Below are 17,257 nucleotides of genomic sequence, written 5' to 3'. Positions count from 1 at the left end.
CTGTCCCGGCCTTGCGCCGGGACCTCGGAGGCAAAGGGTATTCCGCTCGCGCGCCCCGGCTCTGCGAACCCGGAAATCCGTAGCGTTCTATCTGCAAGAATCGATAGGAGAGGCAACAAAAAAAGGCGCCGTAACGGGCGCCTTTTTCGAAAATCCTGCCGGATGCAGACTTAGTTGAAGAGTGCCTGGCGCTCGGCTTCGGACAGCTGTTTCAGCGGATCTTCGCCATCTTCTTCACTGACTTCCTCGGTCAGCTCCCATTCGGCGTCGGCCTCGGCTTCGTCTGCCGCTTCATGAGTGCCACCACCCACTTCGCTGTCGAACAGGCGTTCGATGGCAGCTTCATCGAGAGTGGCGTCCGGGTCGGCACCGGCGAATTCGTCGTCTTCTTCCTCGTCGTCGGCAGCAGGAGCGGAGGCGAACATGTCGTCGATAGCGGCTGCGTCCATCGGCTCGTCACCGCCGGCCATGATGGCATCGACGTCGGCTTCGCTTGCCATAATGGCATCAACATCAGCTTCGCTGGCATGCTTCGGAGCTTCTGCCGGGGCTGCTTCCGCTCCGGTTTCCTTCAGTGCGGCGTCAAACACGTCGTCGCTGACGGACATCAGCTCATCAACGTTGTTCTGGGAAACGCCGCCCGCAAGCTGCGGGCCGTTCAGGAGATGTGCATCCGGACGAGTGTCGACCGGGCCAGCCGTTGCTTCGGCTTCCAGCTCCTGGATGCCCCAGATGTTGATCATCAGGTTGATGCGGCTTTCAAGATAGCGCAGTACCTGAACAACCTTGTTGGTCCGCTGGCCGGTCAGATCCTGGAAGGAACAGGCCATGAAGATTTCGGTCGCCTTGGCATCGATGTCGTCGCACACGGCATCGTCCGCACCATTCTCGCGCAGGACCCAGGCCTTCTCCTGAATCTGCTCTGCAGCTTCCAGAATGGATTGGGTCGCGCCTTCGGTCTGGGTGACGATGGCATCGAGTTCGTGAGAGGCGTCGACAAAGCGGTTGCTTTCCTCGCCTTCCGCCTTGATGTTGGCAATCTCGGCCTTGGTACGCTCGATAGCCTCGTGCATGTCGGCAATGTCGAGACGGATCTTGTCGAGATCCGGCACCTTGCGCTGCCGGGTCATCATTTTCTCTAGCCGGCCAATCGCGGTCAGGATCTCGGTGGTTTCCGGGGTCTTGTTGCGATTGAGAAACTCTTTCAGAAACCTGCGCCCGCGATCGGACTCCATCAGGGTCTGTTCGAGAGTCTGGTATTCGGCTTCGCCGATCAGCTCCGGCTGTTCCTGTGCTGCTTCCGCTTTCATGTGGACGCGAATCTCAACTTGCCTAAGGGTCGTTTATTGCCGTAACACGGACAACTTCGCCCCCAAGGTAAGGCGGAAAACGTTAACATCCTTTTAGGGCGCTACTTCGCCCGGTATCCCATGTCGCTCGACCGTTCCAGTATCAGCAGCCGTGTCTCGGCCCTGTTCGCCAGCCATTTCTTCGGCGTTGGCCTGTTTCTGCCGTTTATTCCGGTCGTGCTCGGGTTTCGCGGGCTGACAGCGGCTGAAATCGGATTTGTTCTGGGGATAGGCACGATTGCCCGGATCGCGGCAAGTCCGCTTCTGTCGAATCTCTCCGACCGCACCGGCCAGCGCCGTCTGTCGATCCTGATCTATTCGCTGGCCGCCGCGTTTTTCATCGGGCTCTACTTTCTGCCGTTAGGGCTGGTGTTCCTGTCCGTCGCGGTGATCGGCTACATGGTCATGAATGCGCCGGTGGTGCCGCTCAGCGATGCCTATGCGCTGGATGTCCAGCGCAATACGGGAGCGGATTACGCCCGCATGCGGCTATGGGGTTCAGCCGGTTTCGTGTTTGCCAGCATCTTCGGAGGTTCGCTGGCTGCGGAAGGTACGTCCTGGCTCATCGTGGTTGCCGTCGGCCTTGCGTCCCTGGCAACGGGTGCTGTTGCCATGTCGCTTCCCCGGCAAAAACGTGGTGAAACGCCTTCCGAAGCGGCTGACGGGACTTCGGACGACCACAAGGACACGCCGTTCAAAAGCGTCTGGTTCTGGCCGTTGTTGATGGTGCTTGGATTGTACCAGGCGAGCCATTCAGCCTTTTACGGCTTCGGGACGCTCTACTGGCAGGCGATGGATGTGCCTGACTTTGCGATCGGTCTCTTGTGGGCGACGGGTGTTGCGGCTGAAATCGCCCTGTTCACGGTTGCCGGAAAACTGGCACAACGGTTTGATCCGCCAATCTTTCTGCTGGCCGCCGGGGTGGCGGCAACCTTGCGTTGGCTGCTGTTCCCCTTCGCCGACACGCTCCCCGCCATGGCTGCCTTGCAGACTTTGCACGGCCTATCTTTCGGCGCGGCCCATCTGGGGGCCGTCGCGATCCTTGCACGAGTCGTGCCGAGCCGTTGGGCGGGAACGGGGCAGGGTCTGCTTGCGACTTCCGTAGGCATCCAGATGGCGATCGGCCTCAGCATTTCCGGCGCCATTTACGAGATCAATCCGGACTGGCCCTTTTTCGTGATGTCCGTGGTTGCGGCAATCGGCACGCTGTTGACGCTTGCGATGACGCCAATGCTGCGAAATCGCATGGCGGCGGAGTGAGGTTGGGGAAATTCCGTATTCTCCCGCTGAAGAGGGATTTCAGCGCCTTCGATAGTCCAGATATGCATACCCACAAAAATCGCCGGCCCAATGACAAGGAACCGGCGCTTTTCTTTTGTTCAGGGTTGAAGTTCTTACCCCCACAGCTCCGGCTGAGGCGGATAGAGCGTGCTGCCTTCGAACTTCAGTCCCGGTGAGCGGTCTTCGGCCAGGAGCAGAGGTCCGTCGAGGTCGACAAAATCCGCCTTCTGGGCGATCAGGACCGCAGGCGCCATCGCGAGAGACGTGCCGAGCATGCATCCGACCATGACCTTGAGATCCTGGGCGCGCGCTTCGTCGCAGAGCTTCAGCGCAGCCGTCAGACCACCTGCCTTGTCGAGCTTGATGTTGACCGCGTCATATTTTGCGCGCAGCCCATCGATGCTCTTGCCCGGATGAAGGCTTTCGTCCGCGCAGATCACCACACGCCGCTCGAGCCCTGCCAACAAACCGTCGTTCTTTGACGGCAATGGTTGTTCGATCAGGGCCACGCCCGCAGCTTCGCAGGCGGCCATGTTGATCTCAAAGCAGCTTTCGTCCCAGGCTTCGTTGGCATCAACGATCAGGGTGCTTTCAGGAGCGGCAAGGCGTACGGCGGCAATCCGTTCGTCATCACCGGGCCCGGCAAGCTTGATCTTCAAAAGCGGGCGGTGAGCTGCAGCGCGGGTCTTTTCAGCCATCTTTTCCGGCGTGTCGACGCTGATGGTGAAGGCTGTCGTGACCGGCTTCAGCGGACCGACACCGGCAATGTCCGTTGCCGGTGTTCCGGATCGTTTTGCTTCCAGGTCCCAAAGAGCGCAGTCGACGGCATTGCGGGCTGCTCCGGCGGGCATCGCCTCCAGAAGCTGTTCCCGGCTGAGGCCGTTTTTCAAAAGGGGCGCGATTTCCTCGATCTGCGTCTGAACGGTTTCGAGCGATTCGCCGTAACGCGGATAGGGCACGCTTTCGCCATGGCCGGTTGCCTTGCCGTCACTCAGGGTGACGACCACGACCTGGGCATGGGTTCGGGTCTCGCGGGAGATCCTGAAACCTCCCGCGATTTCGAAGCGTTGCGCTTCGATGCTGACCTCAAGGCTCATGGCGCACCGAATTCCGCCGAAACCTTGTCAACGATGGCTTCCATGCCGTAGCGGACCGGATCGGTTGCCGGCAGGCCGTGCTTTTCGCCGACCTTTGCCAGGTAAGCGAGGGCCTCATCGTCATCGAGTGCGGTGGTGTTCACCGCAATACCGACGCAGCGGATGTCCGGATTGGTGAGTTTGCCGCAGGCAATGGTCATGTCGATGACCTGCTGGATCGTCGGCAGTGCCGCCTCGACGCCGCGCATCTTGGTGCGTGTCGGTTCATGGCAGACGATGAAACCGTCCGGCTGGGAGCCGTGCAGAAGACCAAGGGTGACGCCGGCGAAGGACGGATGGAACAGCGAACCCTGGCCTTCGATGATCTGCCAGTTATCGGGATCGGTCTCCGGAGAGATCCACTCGGCAGCTCCGGAAATGAAGTCGGCAATTACCGCGTCGAGTGCGACACCTCGGCCGGAAATGAACACGCCGGTCTGGCCGGTGGCGCAGAAGGTGCTGGAATAGCCCCGGTCGTTCATTGCCTTGTCCATGGCAAGGGCGGTGTATTTCTTGCCGACGGAACAATCGGTACCCACGGCCAGGATCCGTTTGCCGGCGCGTTTGGTGCCCTTGCCGGTGGCAAAAGCCATGCTGCTGTGACGCACGTCGTGGAGCTGTCGACCGTTCCGTTCTGCGGCTTCCTTGATGGCCGGCACGCTGGCAAGGCGCACATGGAGGCCGGAAGCGACGTCCATGCCGGCATCGAGTGCTTCGACGACAGATTCGACCCAGTGCTCCGGCAGGCGACCACCGGCATTCACAGCTCCGATGATGAACGTCTTGGCGCCAGCTTCCGCCCCCTCTGCAATCGACATGTCGGCAAGGCCTGTGTCGGCGGCGCATCCGGGCATGCGGACCTGGCCCAGGCACCAGTCCTTGCGCCAATCGACGATGCCGATCGCGGTCTTGGCTGCGAGGGCATCGGGAACATCACCGAGAAACAACAGGTAAGGACGTGCAATTTCCATGGATTAAGCTTTCAAGTGGCTGCTGGAGGGTTTACCAACTTCATGGTGAATGACGGTTGGTATTGAACTTCTCCATCAGGTATACGAGGGATGGTGAACCAGCGGCAAGAGGGCAGCCAGCCGGAATGGCATTCTTGGAAAAAAACATCGCACCGGAGATGGTTCTGGAAGCAGACGGGCCGGATCATCAATACCTTGCCCTTTCCGGCGACTGGACTGTCAGCACCATCGCCGACGCAGAAAAAGAGCTGAACAGCCTCACGATCGACAAAAAAAGCCTGACCTGCATCGATGTGTCCCAGATCGAGCATCTGGATACGAGCGGTGCCTGGCTGATCCACCGCACGCGCGGCCGACTGGAATTCGAGGGACGCAAGGTTGGCCTGACCGGTGTCTCTCCCGTCCGCCAGACCCTGTTCGAGGAAATCGAGAGCCACCATCCTCCGAGATACAAGCCTGACAGGAACGGATTTTCCATTGCCGGCTTCCTGGAAGCCACGGGCCGCCAGATGGTGGACGTCTATCACGACGCCCTGGCGATGCTGCATATTCTCGGCTCGCTCGGCCTGGTTCTGTCGACAGTTCTGCTGCAGCCCAAACGCCTGCGCAGCATATCGATCGCGGTTCAGTTCGACCGGAGCTGCATTGGAGCCGTGCCGATCGTCGCGCTGATGAGTTTTCTCATCGGTGCCATCATCTCGCAGCAGGGTGGCTTCTACCTCAGGCAATTCGGTGCCGATATCTTCGTGGTCGACCTTGCAGGCATCCTGGTCCTCAGGGAAATCGGCGTGATCCTGACCGCCATCATGGTGGCAGGGCGCTCGGGATCCGCCTTCACGGCGGAGCTTGGGGCGATGCGCATGCAGGAGGAAGTCGACGCACTGCATGTCATCGGCCTCAGTGTGACTGAAGTCCTTGTTTTGCCTAGGATTCTGGCGCTAATGATTGCTCTGCCGATCCTGACGTTCATTTCGGATCTCGCGGCGCTGCTGGGGTCCGGCATCGTGACATGGGCCTATCTGGATATACCACCGGCCGCCTTCTTGACCCAGTTGCAGGCGGCAATCACGATCAATACGCTGGTCGTGGGTCTGGTGAAGGCGCCTTTCATGGCACTGATCGTCGGCCTGATTGCCTGTGTGGAAGGGCTGAAAGTCGAAGGCTCCTCCGAATCTCTTGGCCGTCACACCACCATGTCGGTGGTGAAAGCGATTTTTCTAGTCATCGTGGTGGATGGTTTCTTCGCCATATTCTTTGCCGCGATTGGAGTTTGACCGACCGATGACGCCAAGCCAAAGCGTGACGCCTGCAAAAGAGACCGCCGCGACGGGCGAAAAGTCGGACAATGTCCTGTCCGTGCGCGACATCACCGTTGGATTCGGTTCCAAGATCATTCTGCAGGATCTCGACCTGGATGTGCGCCGGGGCGAGGTGCTTGGTTTCGTCGGTGGATCGGGAACCGGCAAGTCGGTGCTTATGCGCACCATCCTGGGCCTGACTCCCAAGCGAACCGGGCAGATTTCGGTTTTTGGACACGACCTGTCGACCGCGAGCCCGAAGGAACGCACGGCAATCGAACGCCGCTGGGGGGTACTTTTTCAGCAGGGCGCGCTGTTTTCCTCGCTTTCGGTCAAGCAGAACATTCAGGTGCCGATGCGGGAGCACCTGAAACTTTCGCCGCAATTGATGGACGAACTGGCGACCCTGAAACTGGAACTAGTCGGGCTGCCGCAAGATGCCGCCGACAAGCTGCCGTCTGAACTTTCAGGGGGAATGATCAAAAGGGCCAGCCTGGCTCGCGCCCTTGCACTCGACCCGGATTTGGTGTTTCTGGACGAACCGACGTCCGGACTCGATCCGATCGGGGCGGCGGCCTTTGATTCGCTTATTGCAAATCTCAGTTCGACCCTCGGACTGACCGTTTATATGGTCACCCATGATCTTGATAGTTTGCATTCTATCTGTGATCGGATTGCTGTTCTTGGGAAAAAGCGGGTTCTGGCCATCGGCACGATGGACGATATGATGAAAAATGATGATCCCTGGATTAAATCTTACTTCAGGGGTGAACGGGCCCTGCGCCGAGTATAGGTTGGACTGAATGGAAACCCGCGCGAACTATATTCTGATCGGCGCCTTCATGGTCGCAATCCTGATCGGTGCGTTCGGCTTTGTGTATTGGCTCGCCGTCACCGCGGAATCCAGGCAGAACGTTGAACTGAAAATCGTCTATCCGGGCCCAGTGACGGGGCTTCCGGTCGGGGGGCAGGTGCTTTTCAACGGCATCAAGGTCGGCGATGTGAAATCGCTGGACTTTGCACCGGGGGATCCGACCAAGGTTGTGGCCACCGTTGGCATCAAGCCCTCGACGCCCTTGCGCGAAGATACCAAGGCAACGCTGAATTTCACCGGCCTGACAGGCGTCGCCTATGTCGACCTCAGTGGCGGATCATCTGAATCGCCGCTTCTGCTGAGCATGGCCGACGACCAGGACGAGGACAAAGTTCCGGTCATCTACGCCGAACGGTCCTTCTTCGATGACATCGTGGATGGTGCCCGCGATGTTCTCAAGCGTGCGGATTCGACCATGAAGACGGTCGACGACCTGCTGAAGGACAACGGTCCCGCAATCACCGAGATCGTCAACAACGCAGAGACCTTTTCCGCCGCGCTGGCCGCCAATTCCGATGGCGTGAAGGATTTCATGGCCAGCATTGGCAAGGCTTCCGATGCGTTTTCCAGCCTGTCCGGCCGGCTTGAGACGCTGGTGCAGGAAGGTGAACGCCTGCTGGCTGCCGTGCCTTCCGACAAGGTCACCGCCATTGTCGATGACCTTTCCAAGTTTTCCGCAAGTCTCGGCAAGGCCAGCAGCGACATCGATCTCCTGATGGCCGATGCCCAGAGCGCGGCCAAGGAACTGCAGACCTTCACGGTGAACCTGAATGAAGGGCTCGATCGCGTTCACAAGATTGTTGGCGCGGTTGATCCTGAAGATGTCCAGAAGGTGGTGCAAGGGGCCGCAGCCCTTGGCGAGGTGCTGCAGAAGCGCACCGGGGACATCGACAAGCTGATCAGTTCCACCAGCGAAACCATGCAGAACGTCAATGCGGTGGTGGAAAACATCCGGAACCAGGAAGGCGCGATCAAGGATATCGTGCAAGGCGGGCGTGATGTCGTGGTCAAGGTGGATGCCATCATGACGCGCGGCGTGGAAATTGCCGCTGCCATTGATCCGCTGAAGGTCGAGGAAGTGGTTGCCAATGTCAGCACCTTCACCGACAGCCTCAATGCATCGCTGGGTAAGGTCGACGAGCTTGTGGCGAGTGTCGATCCGGAGAAGGTCAGCAAGGCCGTCGACAATGTTTCCAGCATCATCGACAACTTCAACAATCAGCAGACGCAGATCAACGAGATCATCGCTTCGACCAAGTCCACCGTTCAGAACTTCGAGGCGGTTTCAGCGACGGTTCGTGGTCAGGATGACCGGATCGCGGCGCTGATAACGGATGTTCAGGCGGCTGCCGAACGTTTTGCGACGACGCTTCAGACCGCGAATGACCTGATGAAGGCCGTGGATCCGGAAAAGGTTGCGAATATCGTCGGTTCCGTCGAAACGGCGACAGCAGGTCTTGCAAATCCGGAAGACGGCATTCCGGCCATCCTGGAAAGTGCCCGCAAGGCTGCAGACAACGTTCAGCAGATGACGGACGATCTCTCCAAGCGGACACCGGACGTCGACCAGATCATCACCGATGCCAAGCAGATGACCGCGACGCTGAATTCCACCTCGGTGCGCGTCGAAAGCCTGGTCGAGAAGGTTTCCACCATGGTGGACGGCGATGGTGAAGGCTTGATCAAGGAAGCGACTTTGGCCGCGCAGGCAATCCGCAAGGTTGCGGTTGCGTTTGAAAGCCGGGCAGATTCGATCGCCGGCGGGCTTTCCAAGTTTGCGACCCAGGGCTCTGCGGATTTCGCCGCGGCGCTGGCGCAGGTTAACCGGACACTGATCTCGATCCAGCGGGCGGCGGAAAGCTTTGAACGCAGTCCGAACCGGGTGATCTTCGGCGGTGAAGATGTGCCGACATATTCCGGCGGGCGGCGCCGGTGAGACTGAATGTGCAGAGGCAGGGGCGTATGACGAAGGCAACCACTGACATGACCCGCCGGGGCGTCTTGACCGCTCTCGGGCTCGGCGTGCTTGTGTCCGGATGCGCCAGTTCCGCGCCGTCGGCCTACTACAGCATCGGTGCGGCCGACGTCGGTGGCCTACAGGGCCGGTCCAGCCGCGTTCAGGTTCTCGTTTCCGCACCTCGGGCACTGAAAGCACTCGACACCAGTTACATCGCGGTTGTCGACAAGGGGCCGGTCTACAGCTACTTCCCGGATTCTGCCTGGGCCGACACGCTGCCCAACGTGGTGCAGCTGAAACTTGTCGAAACCCTGCAAAACACCAACCGCCTGCGCGGGGTTGGCCTGCCGGGCGACGGCCTGCTGATCGATTATCAGCTCCAGACGGAAATCCGTGCCTTCGAACTGCAGGTGGCGGGTGCGAATCGAGGTGTCGTCGAAATTTCGGCCCGCATCGTCAACGACCGCAACGGTCGAACAGTTGCCAACAAGGTCTTCCGGGCGGAAACGTCTTCCGGTAGCACGACCGTCGACAAGGCGGTCGAGGCCATGAACGCTTCAGCTGACCGGGTGTTTGCAGAAATGGCTGCCTGGACGCTGCAGAACGTCTGAGGCGGGTACCCTTAACAGCCGCAATTGGGAACCCTTATCCGCATGTTGCCTCCGGCTCTCATGCGGCGGAGAATGATCCTCGTTCTCCGGTGTGCATTTGTCTGCTTGATGCAGTCTGAAATCCAGCGTCCTGAACAAATAATCGTTGCCGTCTTCCCTATCTGGGGGCAGTGAACAATGCGGCTGCCTGCTAGTCAGGTGGCCAATGTTCAACGTGAGACGAGACATGACGAGAGTTGCGGGTGATCTCTGGTGCAAGGCTGGTGCCGTGCTTTTCATTATTCTGCTGGGGGCGTTTTCCATGCCCTTTGCAAATGCAGCCGACTTCAGGCTGCGGCCGGATCTCGAGCCGCACCTGAGAAGCCTCAAGCTTATCTATCCCCCTGAAGGACCGCACAGCGTTCTGGCGCAGCTTCCGAACTTGGAAGACGGGGTGGTTGGGCAGATCGATCAGTTTGCGCTTTATCCTGCGGAACCGGAAATGGCAACGCATGTGATCGAGCTTTCAGGCCCGATCGTGAAGGGCGATGCCGGCAAGTTGTCTGCCTTTCTGGACAGCATAAGTGGCCCGTCGATACGCTACCTCGTTTTCAACAGTCCTGGAGGCGATTTCCTCGAAGGGTTCAAGATCGCTGACAGCATCCGGTACAATCTTGAAAGTCAGGATCCGAACATCGGTGGCGTCTTCGTGCTGAAGAATACCAGCTGTGTGTCTGCCTGTGCTCTGGCATTCTCCCTGTCCGTGGACATGGTGCACCCTTTTGCCAGCGATGCCCGCTACGTTGAAAAAGGTGCGGAACTTGGCTTTCACATGGCATATCTTGCCGGAAATCAGGGCGCGCAGGTCGAGCGTATCGACAAGATCCTGGCCTTTGGCTACCAGGTGACCGAACAATACAGCAAGCTGATTGGCTTCAACATCAATCCGCCTGAACTGATGATGGAAGCCCTGAAGCATTCGACGGCAGACAGCTTCTTCTATCTGCGCGGCGGAATTAACACCTGGAACCTCGGCTTTTCTCCCGTTTCCAACGAAGCTGAAGCAAACCTTGTCCATGTGGGAGATGGTGTCGACTACGATGCCAACGAAATCTGCAACACCGTCAACGTGGCAGGGCGATCCTTCAAGGCCTACTACGAGGTCGCCGACCTGTTTCAGTTCATGAACTCGGAGTTCTCGCTTTCGGACTTGAAAGCTTTGAAAGGCAGAACGGCAACCCTCTATACCGATACGTTCTCGTGCCAGCTGTCGATGACGCCAGAAGGGGCTCTGTCCGTTGCACTCTGGCGTGGCAAACCTCTTTGTCTGCAACAGGGCCCCGGAAACGAGGAGGTCAACGGTGGCTTGCAGGGCTGGTGTGCTTCCAGGAAAGTCGTTTCAGCCCCTGTAACGCTGGGTCTGATGGGGAACGTCCTTGGGTGCTCGGACAACAAGCTTGTTTCCAAAAACAGCTGGGCTGGCGAAAACGGTGGCCCGTCGGGCCGGGTGAAAAGCAATGTGAATTTCCGCTCCAGCCCTGATGTGGGTGGGCAGGTACTGGGTATGTTGCCTGCCGGCGCCACGCTCTCCTTGACCGGTTGCATGATCCGCGCAGACAAGGTCGGCATCTGGTACCAGGGTCAGTTCGAAGGGCAGACAGGTTGGGTCAGCGCCCGATACATATCGCCGAACCTTTACTACGAAGCCGGTCAGTTTCTGCCGATTACGCGCCGGGTGAAGCCATCCTGGGAGGGGTTCTCGGAACAATAGACGGTTCAGGTCGTTGCACTTGCCTTGCCGTATCTGACGGGCGGGCAGCCAACGTGCCGGGTAAAGGCTGTGCTGAAGGCGCTGGTGGAGCCATAGCCGGTCCGGCTGGATATCTCGCCGATGCTGTGGAGACCTGAGCGCAGCATGTGCTTGGCTAGCGTCATGCGCCAGTTGAGCAGGTAACTCATTGGCGGCAGGCCGACAATGCGGTTGAAACGGGTAAAGAACGCGGAGCGGGAGAGGCCAGCCTCGCCGGCCAGCGCCCGGATCGACCAGGCCTGTTGCGGCGCGCCGTGCATGGCACGCAGGGCAGGGGCCACCCGAGCATCCGCAAGGCCGCTGAGAAGCCCGGTAGAAGCGGTGGATTGGACGCTTGAACGGAAAGCCTCGATCAGGAGGACCTGCAGAAGGTTTTCCAGCACCACATCCCTTGCAGGGCGATCGGCCCGTGCCTCGTCGCGTACCAGGGCTGCCAGCGACGCCAGACGATCTTCGCCGCGCACAACCACCATCTCCGGCAGAAGAGAGACCAGCAGTTCGGCATCCGGGCTTCCGAAGCTGCAATGGCCAACCAACTGCTGAACCTGGGGCGGGGTTTCACGCGGGTCCAGCATGCCGACGCGCACAACACCATCTTCCCCGTAAACAGGCTGGCTGAAATAGCCTGGAGGTGGTGGCGGATCGAGACTGGTGACAGTCAGCCCGCCAACGGCGGGCAGCAGCGCAAAATCGCCCGCTGACAATATCACCGGTGTTCTTCCGTCCACTTCCAGGTTGAGCCGCCCCATCAGCACCAGGCAATAGAACGCTTCGTTGACATCGTCCCGTCGCACCCGGAAGGGGCCGGAGGCTTCCCCGATTTTCGAGAAGGGGGCTCTGGGCCGCAGAAGTGTGATCACTTCGGACAGGGGATCTGCCATTTCGGACTTTCGATAAAAAGACTGAGACTTCTCATGATAGTAAGTTTTGTCCGTCGTGTCGATATGGGGAGCATCCAACAACAGGAGACTTTGTCATGAAGACCATCATGATTACTGGATGTTCCTCCGGCTTCGGTCTGGAAACGGCGCGGCATTTTCTGAACGAGGGCTGGCGGGTGGTTGCGACCATGCGCAAACCCGACGCCACCTTGCTGCCGGCCTCCGAACATTTGCGCATTCTGCCGCTGGACGTGACAGATCACACCAGCATTGCCGAGGCCGTCGCTGCCGCCGGTCCGGTTGACGTGCTGGTCAACAATGCTGGTGTTGGCTGGTTGTCGCCCTTCGAGGCAACGTCGGAAGACGTGGTGCGCAGGATATTCGACACCAACACCTTCGGGACTTTCGAGATGATCCGCGCGGTGCTGCCGCAGATGCGGGAGAAGGGCGAGGGCGTTATCGTCAACGTGTCGTCCAGTGTCACGCTGAAGTCCTTGCCGCTGCTACCGGTCTATACCGCCAGCAAGGCGGCCGTGAATGCCTATACCGATTGCCTGGCTCTGGAGCTTGCGCCGCTTGGTATCCGCGTCCAGCTGGTTTTGCCGGGCCGCGCACCTTCGACCAGCTTTGGCACGAATGCACGAGCGTTGATGGCGGACGCGATGGAGGCGCCTGCGGCCTACAAGCCCTTTGTCGAGGAGGTGATGGGAGCCTTCATGGCAGATGCCGACAAGGAACCGACCCGGTCGGAAGATGTGGTCAAAGCCATCTGGCAGGCGGTAACCGATCCGTCGTGTCCTGCCCACCTTCCTGCTGGCAGCGACGCAGAGGCGCTGGCGGCCTGATGAAAGGTATGCCGGGCGGTGTGGCCACCGTCCGGCAATTCTTTGGAGTTCGATTTTGCTGGCCATGCACCGGCCGGTAAAGCCTCAGATGAGCGCCAGTGACAGCAGTGGAACAGCAATCAACAGCGCCAGTCGCAGGATGTCGGCCAGCCAGAACGGCAGAATGCCGGCGAACATCGTCCTCAACGGTACGTCCGTCAGCACAGAGCGAAGTACGAAGACGTTGAGGCCTATCGGCGGCGAGATGAGGCTGATTTCGGTGACCACCACCACGATGATGCCGAACCAGATCAGCACCATTTCCGGATCTGCCAGCAAACCGCCACCAAAATCGAGCGAGCTGACCAGCGGGAAGAAGACCGGGACCGTCAGCAGGATCATCGACAGGCTTTCCAGCACTGCCCCCAGCACCACGTAGATCAGTACCAGAACCAGAATGACGACATAGGCGTTGACGTCGAGCGACTGAACGAAGGTCAAAAGCGCGTCAGGCACACCGGCATAGCTGATGAAGTTGGAAAAGACTTCCGCACCAATGATGATCGCGAAGATCATCGCCGTGGTACGCGCACAGTTGAGCGCGGCGGTGTAGAGCTTTTCAAACGTCAGACCACCGGACACGAGCGCGATCACGAAGGCGGCGGCAGCACCGATGCCGGCTGCTTCTGTCGGCGTGAATAAGCCGCCGTAGATGCCGATCATGATCACGGCAAATAGCCCGACAACTGCCAGAACACCCCAGACGTCACGCTTTTCGAGCTTCATGTCTTCGGACGCGGTTGGCGCAAGCTCGGGTTTCAGCAGAACCGTGACGTAAATGGCACCGAGATAGAACAGTACGCCCAGCAGGCCCGGGATGATGCCGGCAATGAACAACTTGCCGATGTCGGCCTCGGTCAGCAGGCCGTAGATGATCAGGATGACAGAAGGCGGGATCAGGATGCCAAGCGTGCCACCGGCAGCGATGGAGCCGGTTGCCAGACTGTCGGCATAGCCTGCCTTGCGCATGGAAGGCATGGCCACCTTGGACATGGTGGCGGCTGTTGCCAGAGACGAGCCGCAAACTGCCGAAAAGCCGCCACAGGCGACAATGGCCGCCATGGCAAGGCCACCACGCATGCGGTGAAGCATGTGGTGAGCGGTCGAGAACAGGGACTGGCTGACACCGGAAATGGTCAGGAGGTTGCCCATCAGAATGAACAACGGGATCACCGAAAGGGTGAACGAAAGGCCGGTTTCGAAGGCCGCATTTCCGAGCAGGTTCAGCGCGGCATTCCAGTTGCGCAGGGCCGCGAACCCGGCAGTGCCGACAATGATCATTGCAATTGCAATGGGCACGCGTAGCAGCACGAGCGCGAAGAGCGCAACGAAACCGATCAGAGCTTCAAGCATATTCAATACTCACTGGTATCAAGCTTTTTCGCGGAATCGCCTGGCCGCGAAGACTATGGCGGCGATGGCGGAGAGCGCGAAGGAGGCAGCTCCCAGCCAACCGATCAGCGAGAGCGGGATCTGAAGGGAATCCGTCACCTGTCCGCGACGGTCCATCTTCTCGGCATGCTCGAACAGCTTGAACGCGATCAGGGCCAGGACACCGACCGTGCAAACAGCGGCAACCAATGTGCCGAGCCGTTTGAGAAGGGCGCTCTTGAGCCCGTCGAGCAGCTCCACCTCGATATGTTCGCCGGCAGCGGTCGTCAGTGGCAGGGCCAGGAAGATCAGCGTGGCCAGCAGCAGCTCCGTCAGCTCATAAGCACCGTTCACGGGGCTGTTGAAGGCATAGCGTGCGACGACGTCGACACAGGTTAGCCCGATCAGGGCGGCCAGCACACATAAACAGGCCAGCCCGAGCAGGAAACCGGCCCCTCGCCGGATCGTATCGATCCGGCGAGGGGCCTGGCCGTTGGATTCGGCAGACATGCTTAGTGCTTGATGCCGGTCTTGTCGCGGAACTCGGCCAGAGCGGCGGTGCCGTCAAAGCCGGTTTCGGCAACGGCAGCGGCCCAGGTAGCTTCATGCTTGGCTGCAAGTTCCTTGACCGCCTCCAGAACCGGGGCCGGTGCGTCGTAGACCTCAATGTCCTTGTCGGCAATGTAGGAAGCCGCACGGGCATCCGCGCCATCCCAGACGCCGCCGGCCATTTCGGCAAGGGCTTCACCGGAAATCTTGTCGATGGCCGCCTGGTCTTCTTCCGACAGGCCGTCCCAGACATCTTCATTCATGACCATGAACCAGGAGGTGTTGTAGAAGCCACCCGGCAGGCTCATGGAGTATTTGGTGTAGTCGGTCAGATTGAAGGCCTGCAACGCTTCCATGGGGAAAGTGACGCCATCGATGACACCGCGGGACAGCTTCTCGTAGACTTCGCCCGGGCCCATGAACTGGGTGATGATGTCAAGTTCCTGAGACAGGTCCGCAACATAACCGCCCGGAGTGCGGATCTTCAGACCGGCAAAATCTTCAGGCTTTTCGATTTTGCGCTGGTTGTTGTGGAACATGCCGGGGCCGTGCACCCAAAGGCCGAGCAGCTTGGTGCCCTTGTGTTCGCCTTGCGCGTCGAGCGTACCGCCATAGACGTCCCAATAGGCCTTGGAGCCTTCGGTTGCGGTGTTTGCGATGAAGGAGAACTGGCCAATGCGCGAACGCAGGAAACGGTCGTCGCGCGTGAAGGAGTGCAATCCGTAGGTGATGTCGACGATGCCTTCGGCGGCAAGGTCGAAATGCTCGGGCGGCGAGCCGACCGGCTTGGGCAGAATGCGCACGGTTACGCGGCCATCGGTAGCCTTGGCAACTTCTGCTGCCCAGGGCTCCATCACGTCGGTAACGAGCGGGTGTTTCGGCGGCAGCCAGGACGACAGAACCAGCTCGTCGGCGGATGCGCTGGCGATGAAACCGGTCAATGCGGACGCTGCCACACCTGCGAGAATGGAAAGACACTTCAACTGTTTCACGATTTTCTCCTCCCCTTCATTTCATGAAGGCCGTTCTTGCCGGTATGATCCCGGACTTGAAACGTGATGCCAAACATAGTTACATATGCAACAAAATAGTTACACATGAAACCAAGTCAATCGTAAAATCGTGCAGACGACCTAACCAATACTGTTGAGCGCCGATGACCAAGCTGACCAATCCGGAGACCGAGACCCAAGAAGCCATTGGGATTGCGAGCGAAACGCCGGAGACGCCATTGCCCGACTTCGAGCTGGAAACTTTTTTCCCCTACCGGGTGCGTGTCTTTTATTCCGACGTCACACGGGCTCTTTCAGCAGTTTACCAGCGTGATTACGGCATGATGCCTGCCGAATGGCGCACCATGGCCATTCTCGGCTCGGCCTCTGGCGGACTGCAGGCAAGCGAGATCGTTGCCCGCTCCAGCATGGACAAGGTGGTCGTGAGCCGGGCCGTGAAACGCATGGAAGAGCGTGGCTTTCTGACCCGCGAAAGCAACGAGGCCGACGGCCGCAGTTTTCTATTGCAGCTTTCAGAGGAAGGACGCGCGGCTTTCGAGGATCTTGCTCCCAAGCTGAAAGCCGTCGAACAGAAAATGCTCAGCGGCCTCTCACCCGCGGAAATCGAGGGGTTTCTCGCGGTTACCCGGCGGATCCGGGAAAACCTCTCGGACGAGCTGGACGGGGTGAGCGATTGAGAGGCGGTGGTCATTCGACTTCCCGCGGCCGGGCGATGCCCTAAGACGGCATTGCGTGCCGGATCTTGCGTCCGACTTGAAAGAGGCATCGCCTCATCCAACTCTCATACGCTCTGCAAACGAGTAGGCCCCGGGTCTCGCGCTGCTCGCCCGGGGGGACACCGGGGTTAGGGTGCCATTAAATCATGCCACTCGGGATTGGACTTCTCGATTAGTTGAACTTTCCAGGATCTGCGCCATTTCTTGAGGCGTTTCTCCATGGCGATGGCTTCGCTCACATCGTCGAACGCTTCTGCAAATACCAAATTGCCGATGCCGTGCTTGCGGGTGAAATCGCCGCCTGCCCCACCGCGATGCTCCTCAACGCGCCGGGCAAGATCGTTTGTCACCCCGATGTAGAGCGTGCCGTTTATCCGGCTTGCCAGGATGTAAACGTAATAGGTCAAGCTACACCTCTGAAGTGAATTGCATTTGACGGTACAACCGTTTTGCATCTTCAAGTCAAGCGGCGTCGGTCGCTTTGCGTCCCTGGATCAATCCAGGCAGGGCGTCACCCCGGGCGAACGAAGTGAGACCCGGGGCCTACTCGTTTGCAGAGCGTTGGTGGGTCGGTGCG

Annotated in this window: 16 protein-coding genes; 8 read left to right on the top strand and 8 right to left on the bottom strand. The window is 59.3% G+C overall.

Going from position 1 to position 17,257, the window contains the following annotated elements; all coding sequences use genetic code 11:
* Positions 1 to 170 precede the first annotated feature (170 nt).
* Positions 171 to 1,310: a protein phosphatase CheZ gene (locus HCG46_RS02305; protein ID WP_023000652.1), complete on the bottom strand. Its 1,140-nt coding sequence runs from the start codon at positions 1,308 to 1,310 to the stop codon at positions 171 to 173.
* A 120-nt stretch (positions 1,311 to 1,430) separates the two neighbouring features.
* Here HCG46_RS02305 and HCG46_RS02300 point away from each other — a divergent pair, with 120 nt between their 5' ends.
* Positions 1,431 to 2,609, top strand: a complete 1,179-nt coding sequence (locus HCG46_RS02300) for an MFS transporter (RefSeq protein WP_055655304.1) — start codon at positions 1,431 to 1,433, stop codon at positions 2,607 to 2,609.
* Positions 2,610 to 2,743: 134 nt separating this feature from the next.
* Here HCG46_RS02300 and dgcA read toward each other — a convergent pair whose 3' ends face one another.
* A complete protein-coding gene (gene dgcA, locus HCG46_RS02295; protein WP_055655302.1) occupies positions 2,744 to 3,727 on the bottom strand; it encodes an N-acetyl-D-Glu racemase DgcA in 984 nt (327 codons plus the stop codon).
* A complete protein-coding gene (gene dgcN / locus HCG46_RS02290; RefSeq protein ID WP_062488239.1) occupies positions 3,724 to 4,737 on the bottom strand; it encodes an N-acetyltransferase DgcN in 1,014 nt (337 codons plus the stop codon). Before dgcN ends, dgcA begins: the two co-directional genes overlap by 4 nt.
* Positions 4,738 to 4,862: 125 nt before the next feature.
* Here dgcN and HCG46_RS02285 point away from each other — a divergent pair, with 125 nt between their 5' ends.
* The 5 genes from HCG46_RS02285 to HCG46_RS02265 all read left to right on the top strand — a co-directional run bounded on the left by HCG46_RS02285 (position 4,863) and on the right by HCG46_RS02265 (position 11,227).
* The gene (locus tag HCG46_RS02285) at positions 4,863 to 6,011 is read left to right on the top strand and encodes an ABC transporter permease (RefSeq protein WP_023000656.1); all 1,149 of its coding nucleotides are present in this window, start codon (positions 4,863 to 4,865) and stop codon (positions 6,009 to 6,011) included.
* A 7-nt stretch (positions 6,012 to 6,018) separates the two neighbouring features.
* The gene (locus HCG46_RS02280; RefSeq protein WP_023000657.1) at positions 6,019 to 6,828 is read left to right on the top strand and encodes an ABC transporter ATP-binding protein; all 810 of its coding nucleotides are present in this window, start codon (positions 6,019 to 6,021) and stop codon (positions 6,826 to 6,828) included.
* Positions 6,829 to 6,838: 10 nt separating this feature from the next.
* Positions 6,839 to 8,845 carry an MlaD family protein gene (locus tag HCG46_RS02275; RefSeq protein ID WP_023000658.1) on the top strand — a complete coding sequence of 669 codons (2,007 nt, stop codon included), beginning with the start codon at positions 6,839 to 6,841 and terminating at the stop codon, positions 8,843 to 8,845.
* Positions 8,846 to 8,871: 26 nt separating this feature from the next.
* Positions 8,872 to 9,477: an ABC-type transport auxiliary lipoprotein family protein gene (locus tag HCG46_RS02270; protein WP_023014540.1), complete on the top strand. Its 606-nt coding sequence runs from the start codon at positions 8,872 to 8,874 to the stop codon at positions 9,475 to 9,477.
* Positions 9,478 to 9,703: 226 nt separating this feature from the next.
* Positions 9,704 to 11,227: an SH3 domain-containing protein gene (locus HCG46_RS02265; RefSeq protein ID WP_168684428.1), complete on the top strand. Its 1,524-nt coding sequence runs from the start codon at positions 9,704 to 9,706 to the stop codon at positions 11,225 to 11,227.
* Between the two features lie 5 nt (positions 11,228 to 11,232).
* On the opposite strand, the gene HCG46_RS02260 is transcribed toward HCG46_RS02265, so the two are convergent.
* Positions 11,233 to 12,147, bottom strand: a complete 915-nt coding sequence (locus tag HCG46_RS02260) for an AraC family transcriptional regulator (protein ID WP_031269175.1) — start codon at positions 12,145 to 12,147, stop codon at positions 11,233 to 11,235.
* 95 nt (positions 12,148 to 12,242) lie between these two features.
* Here HCG46_RS02260 and HCG46_RS02255 point away from each other — a divergent pair, with 95 nt between their 5' ends.
* The gene (locus HCG46_RS02255; protein ID WP_062488241.1) at positions 12,243 to 12,992 is read left to right on the top strand and encodes an SDR family oxidoreductase; all 750 of its coding nucleotides are present in this window, start codon (positions 12,243 to 12,245) and stop codon (positions 12,990 to 12,992) included.
* A gap of 84 nt (positions 12,993 to 13,076) precedes the next feature.
* On the opposite strand, the gene HCG46_RS02250 is transcribed toward HCG46_RS02255, so the two are convergent.
* The 3 genes from HCG46_RS02250 to HCG46_RS02240 are packed head-to-tail and all read right to left on the bottom strand — an operon-like array spanning position 13,077 to position 15,943.
* Positions 13,077 to 14,384, bottom strand: a complete 1,308-nt coding sequence (locus HCG46_RS02250; RefSeq protein ID WP_168684426.1) for a TRAP transporter large permease — start codon at positions 14,382 to 14,384, stop codon at positions 13,077 to 13,079.
* Between the two features lie 18 nt (positions 14,385 to 14,402).
* The gene (locus tag HCG46_RS02245; protein ID WP_055655292.1) at positions 14,403 to 14,912 is read right to left on the bottom strand and encodes a TRAP transporter small permease; all 510 of its coding nucleotides are present in this window, start codon (positions 14,910 to 14,912) and stop codon (positions 14,403 to 14,405) included.
* 2 nt (positions 14,913 to 14,914) lie between these two features.
* Positions 14,915 to 15,943 carry a TRAP transporter substrate-binding protein gene (locus tag HCG46_RS02240; protein ID WP_228148033.1) on the bottom strand — a complete coding sequence of 343 codons (1,029 nt, stop codon included), beginning with the start codon at positions 15,941 to 15,943 and terminating at the stop codon, positions 14,915 to 14,917.
* 164 nt (positions 15,944 to 16,107) lie between these two features.
* Here HCG46_RS02240 and HCG46_RS02235 point away from each other — a divergent pair, with 164 nt between their 5' ends.
* Positions 16,108 to 16,641: a MarR family transcriptional regulator gene (locus tag HCG46_RS02235; RefSeq protein WP_062488244.1), complete on the top strand. Its 534-nt coding sequence runs from the start codon at positions 16,108 to 16,110 to the stop codon at positions 16,639 to 16,641.
* Positions 16,642 to 16,808: 167 nt separating this feature from the next.
* Here HCG46_RS02235 and HCG46_RS02230 read toward each other — a convergent pair whose 3' ends face one another.
* Positions 16,809 to 17,087: a GIY-YIG nuclease family protein gene (locus HCG46_RS02230; RefSeq protein WP_205838350.1), complete on the bottom strand. Its 279-nt coding sequence runs from the start codon at positions 17,085 to 17,087 to the stop codon at positions 16,809 to 16,811.
* Between the last annotated feature and the right edge of the window lie 170 nt (positions 17,088 to 17,257).

This window comes from Labrenzia sp. PO1, assembly GCF_012273635.1.
Lineage (GTDB): Bacteria > Pseudomonadota > Alphaproteobacteria > Rhizobiales > Stappiaceae > Roseibium > Roseibium algicola.
This window is presented reverse-complemented; position numbering and strand designations above follow the sequence as displayed.

Bases quoted from the DNA above. Each gene is read 5' to 3' on its own strand.
- HCG46_RS02265 (WP_168684428.1), top strand. From the start codon at position 9,704: ATGACGAGAGTTGCGGGTGATCTCTGGTGCAAGGCTGGTGCCGTGCTT.
- HCG46_RS02285 (WP_023000656.1), top strand. From the start codon at position 4,863: ATGGCATTCTTGGAAAAAAACATCGCACCGGAGATGGTTCTGGAAGCA.
- HCG46_RS02280 (WP_023000657.1), top strand. From the start codon at position 6,019: ATGACGCCAAGCCAAAGCGTGACGCCTGCAAAAGAGACCGCCGCGACG.
- HCG46_RS02255 (WP_062488241.1), top strand. From the start codon at position 12,243: ATGAAGACCATCATGATTACTGGATGTTCCTCCGGCTTCGGTCTGGAA.
- dgcN (WP_062488239.1), bottom strand. From the start codon at position 4,737: ATGGAAATTGCACGTCCTTACCTGTTGTTTCTCGGTGATGTTCCCGAT.
- HCG46_RS02245 (WP_055655292.1), bottom strand. From the start codon at position 14,912: ATGTCTGCCGAATCCAACGGCCAGGCCCCTCGCCGGATCGATACGATC.
- HCG46_RS02235 (WP_062488244.1), top strand. From the start codon at position 16,108: ATGACCAAGCTGACCAATCCGGAGACCGAGACCCAAGAAGCCATTGGG.
- HCG46_RS02275 (WP_023000658.1), top strand. From the start codon at position 6,839: ATGGAAACCCGCGCGAACTATATTCTGATCGGCGCCTTCATGGTCGCA.
- HCG46_RS02260 (WP_031269175.1), bottom strand. From the start codon at position 12,147: ATGGCAGATCCCCTGTCCGAAGTGATCACACTTCTGCGGCCCAGAGCC.
- HCG46_RS02250 (WP_168684426.1), bottom strand. From the start codon at position 14,384: ATGCTTGAAGCTCTGATCGGTTTCGTTGCGCTCTTCGCGCTCGTGCTG.
- HCG46_RS02300 (WP_055655304.1), top strand. From the start codon at position 1,431: ATGTCGCTCGACCGTTCCAGTATCAGCAGCCGTGTCTCGGCCCTGTTC.
- dgcA (WP_055655302.1), bottom strand. From the start codon at position 3,727: ATGAGCCTTGAGGTCAGCATCGAAGCGCAACGCTTCGAAATCGCGGGA.
- HCG46_RS02305 (WP_023000652.1), bottom strand. From the start codon at position 1,310: ATGAAAGCGGAAGCAGCACAGGAACAGCCGGAGCTGATCGGCGAAGCC.
- HCG46_RS02270 (WP_023014540.1), top strand. From the start codon at position 8,872: ATGACGAAGGCAACCACTGACATGACCCGCCGGGGCGTCTTGACCGCT.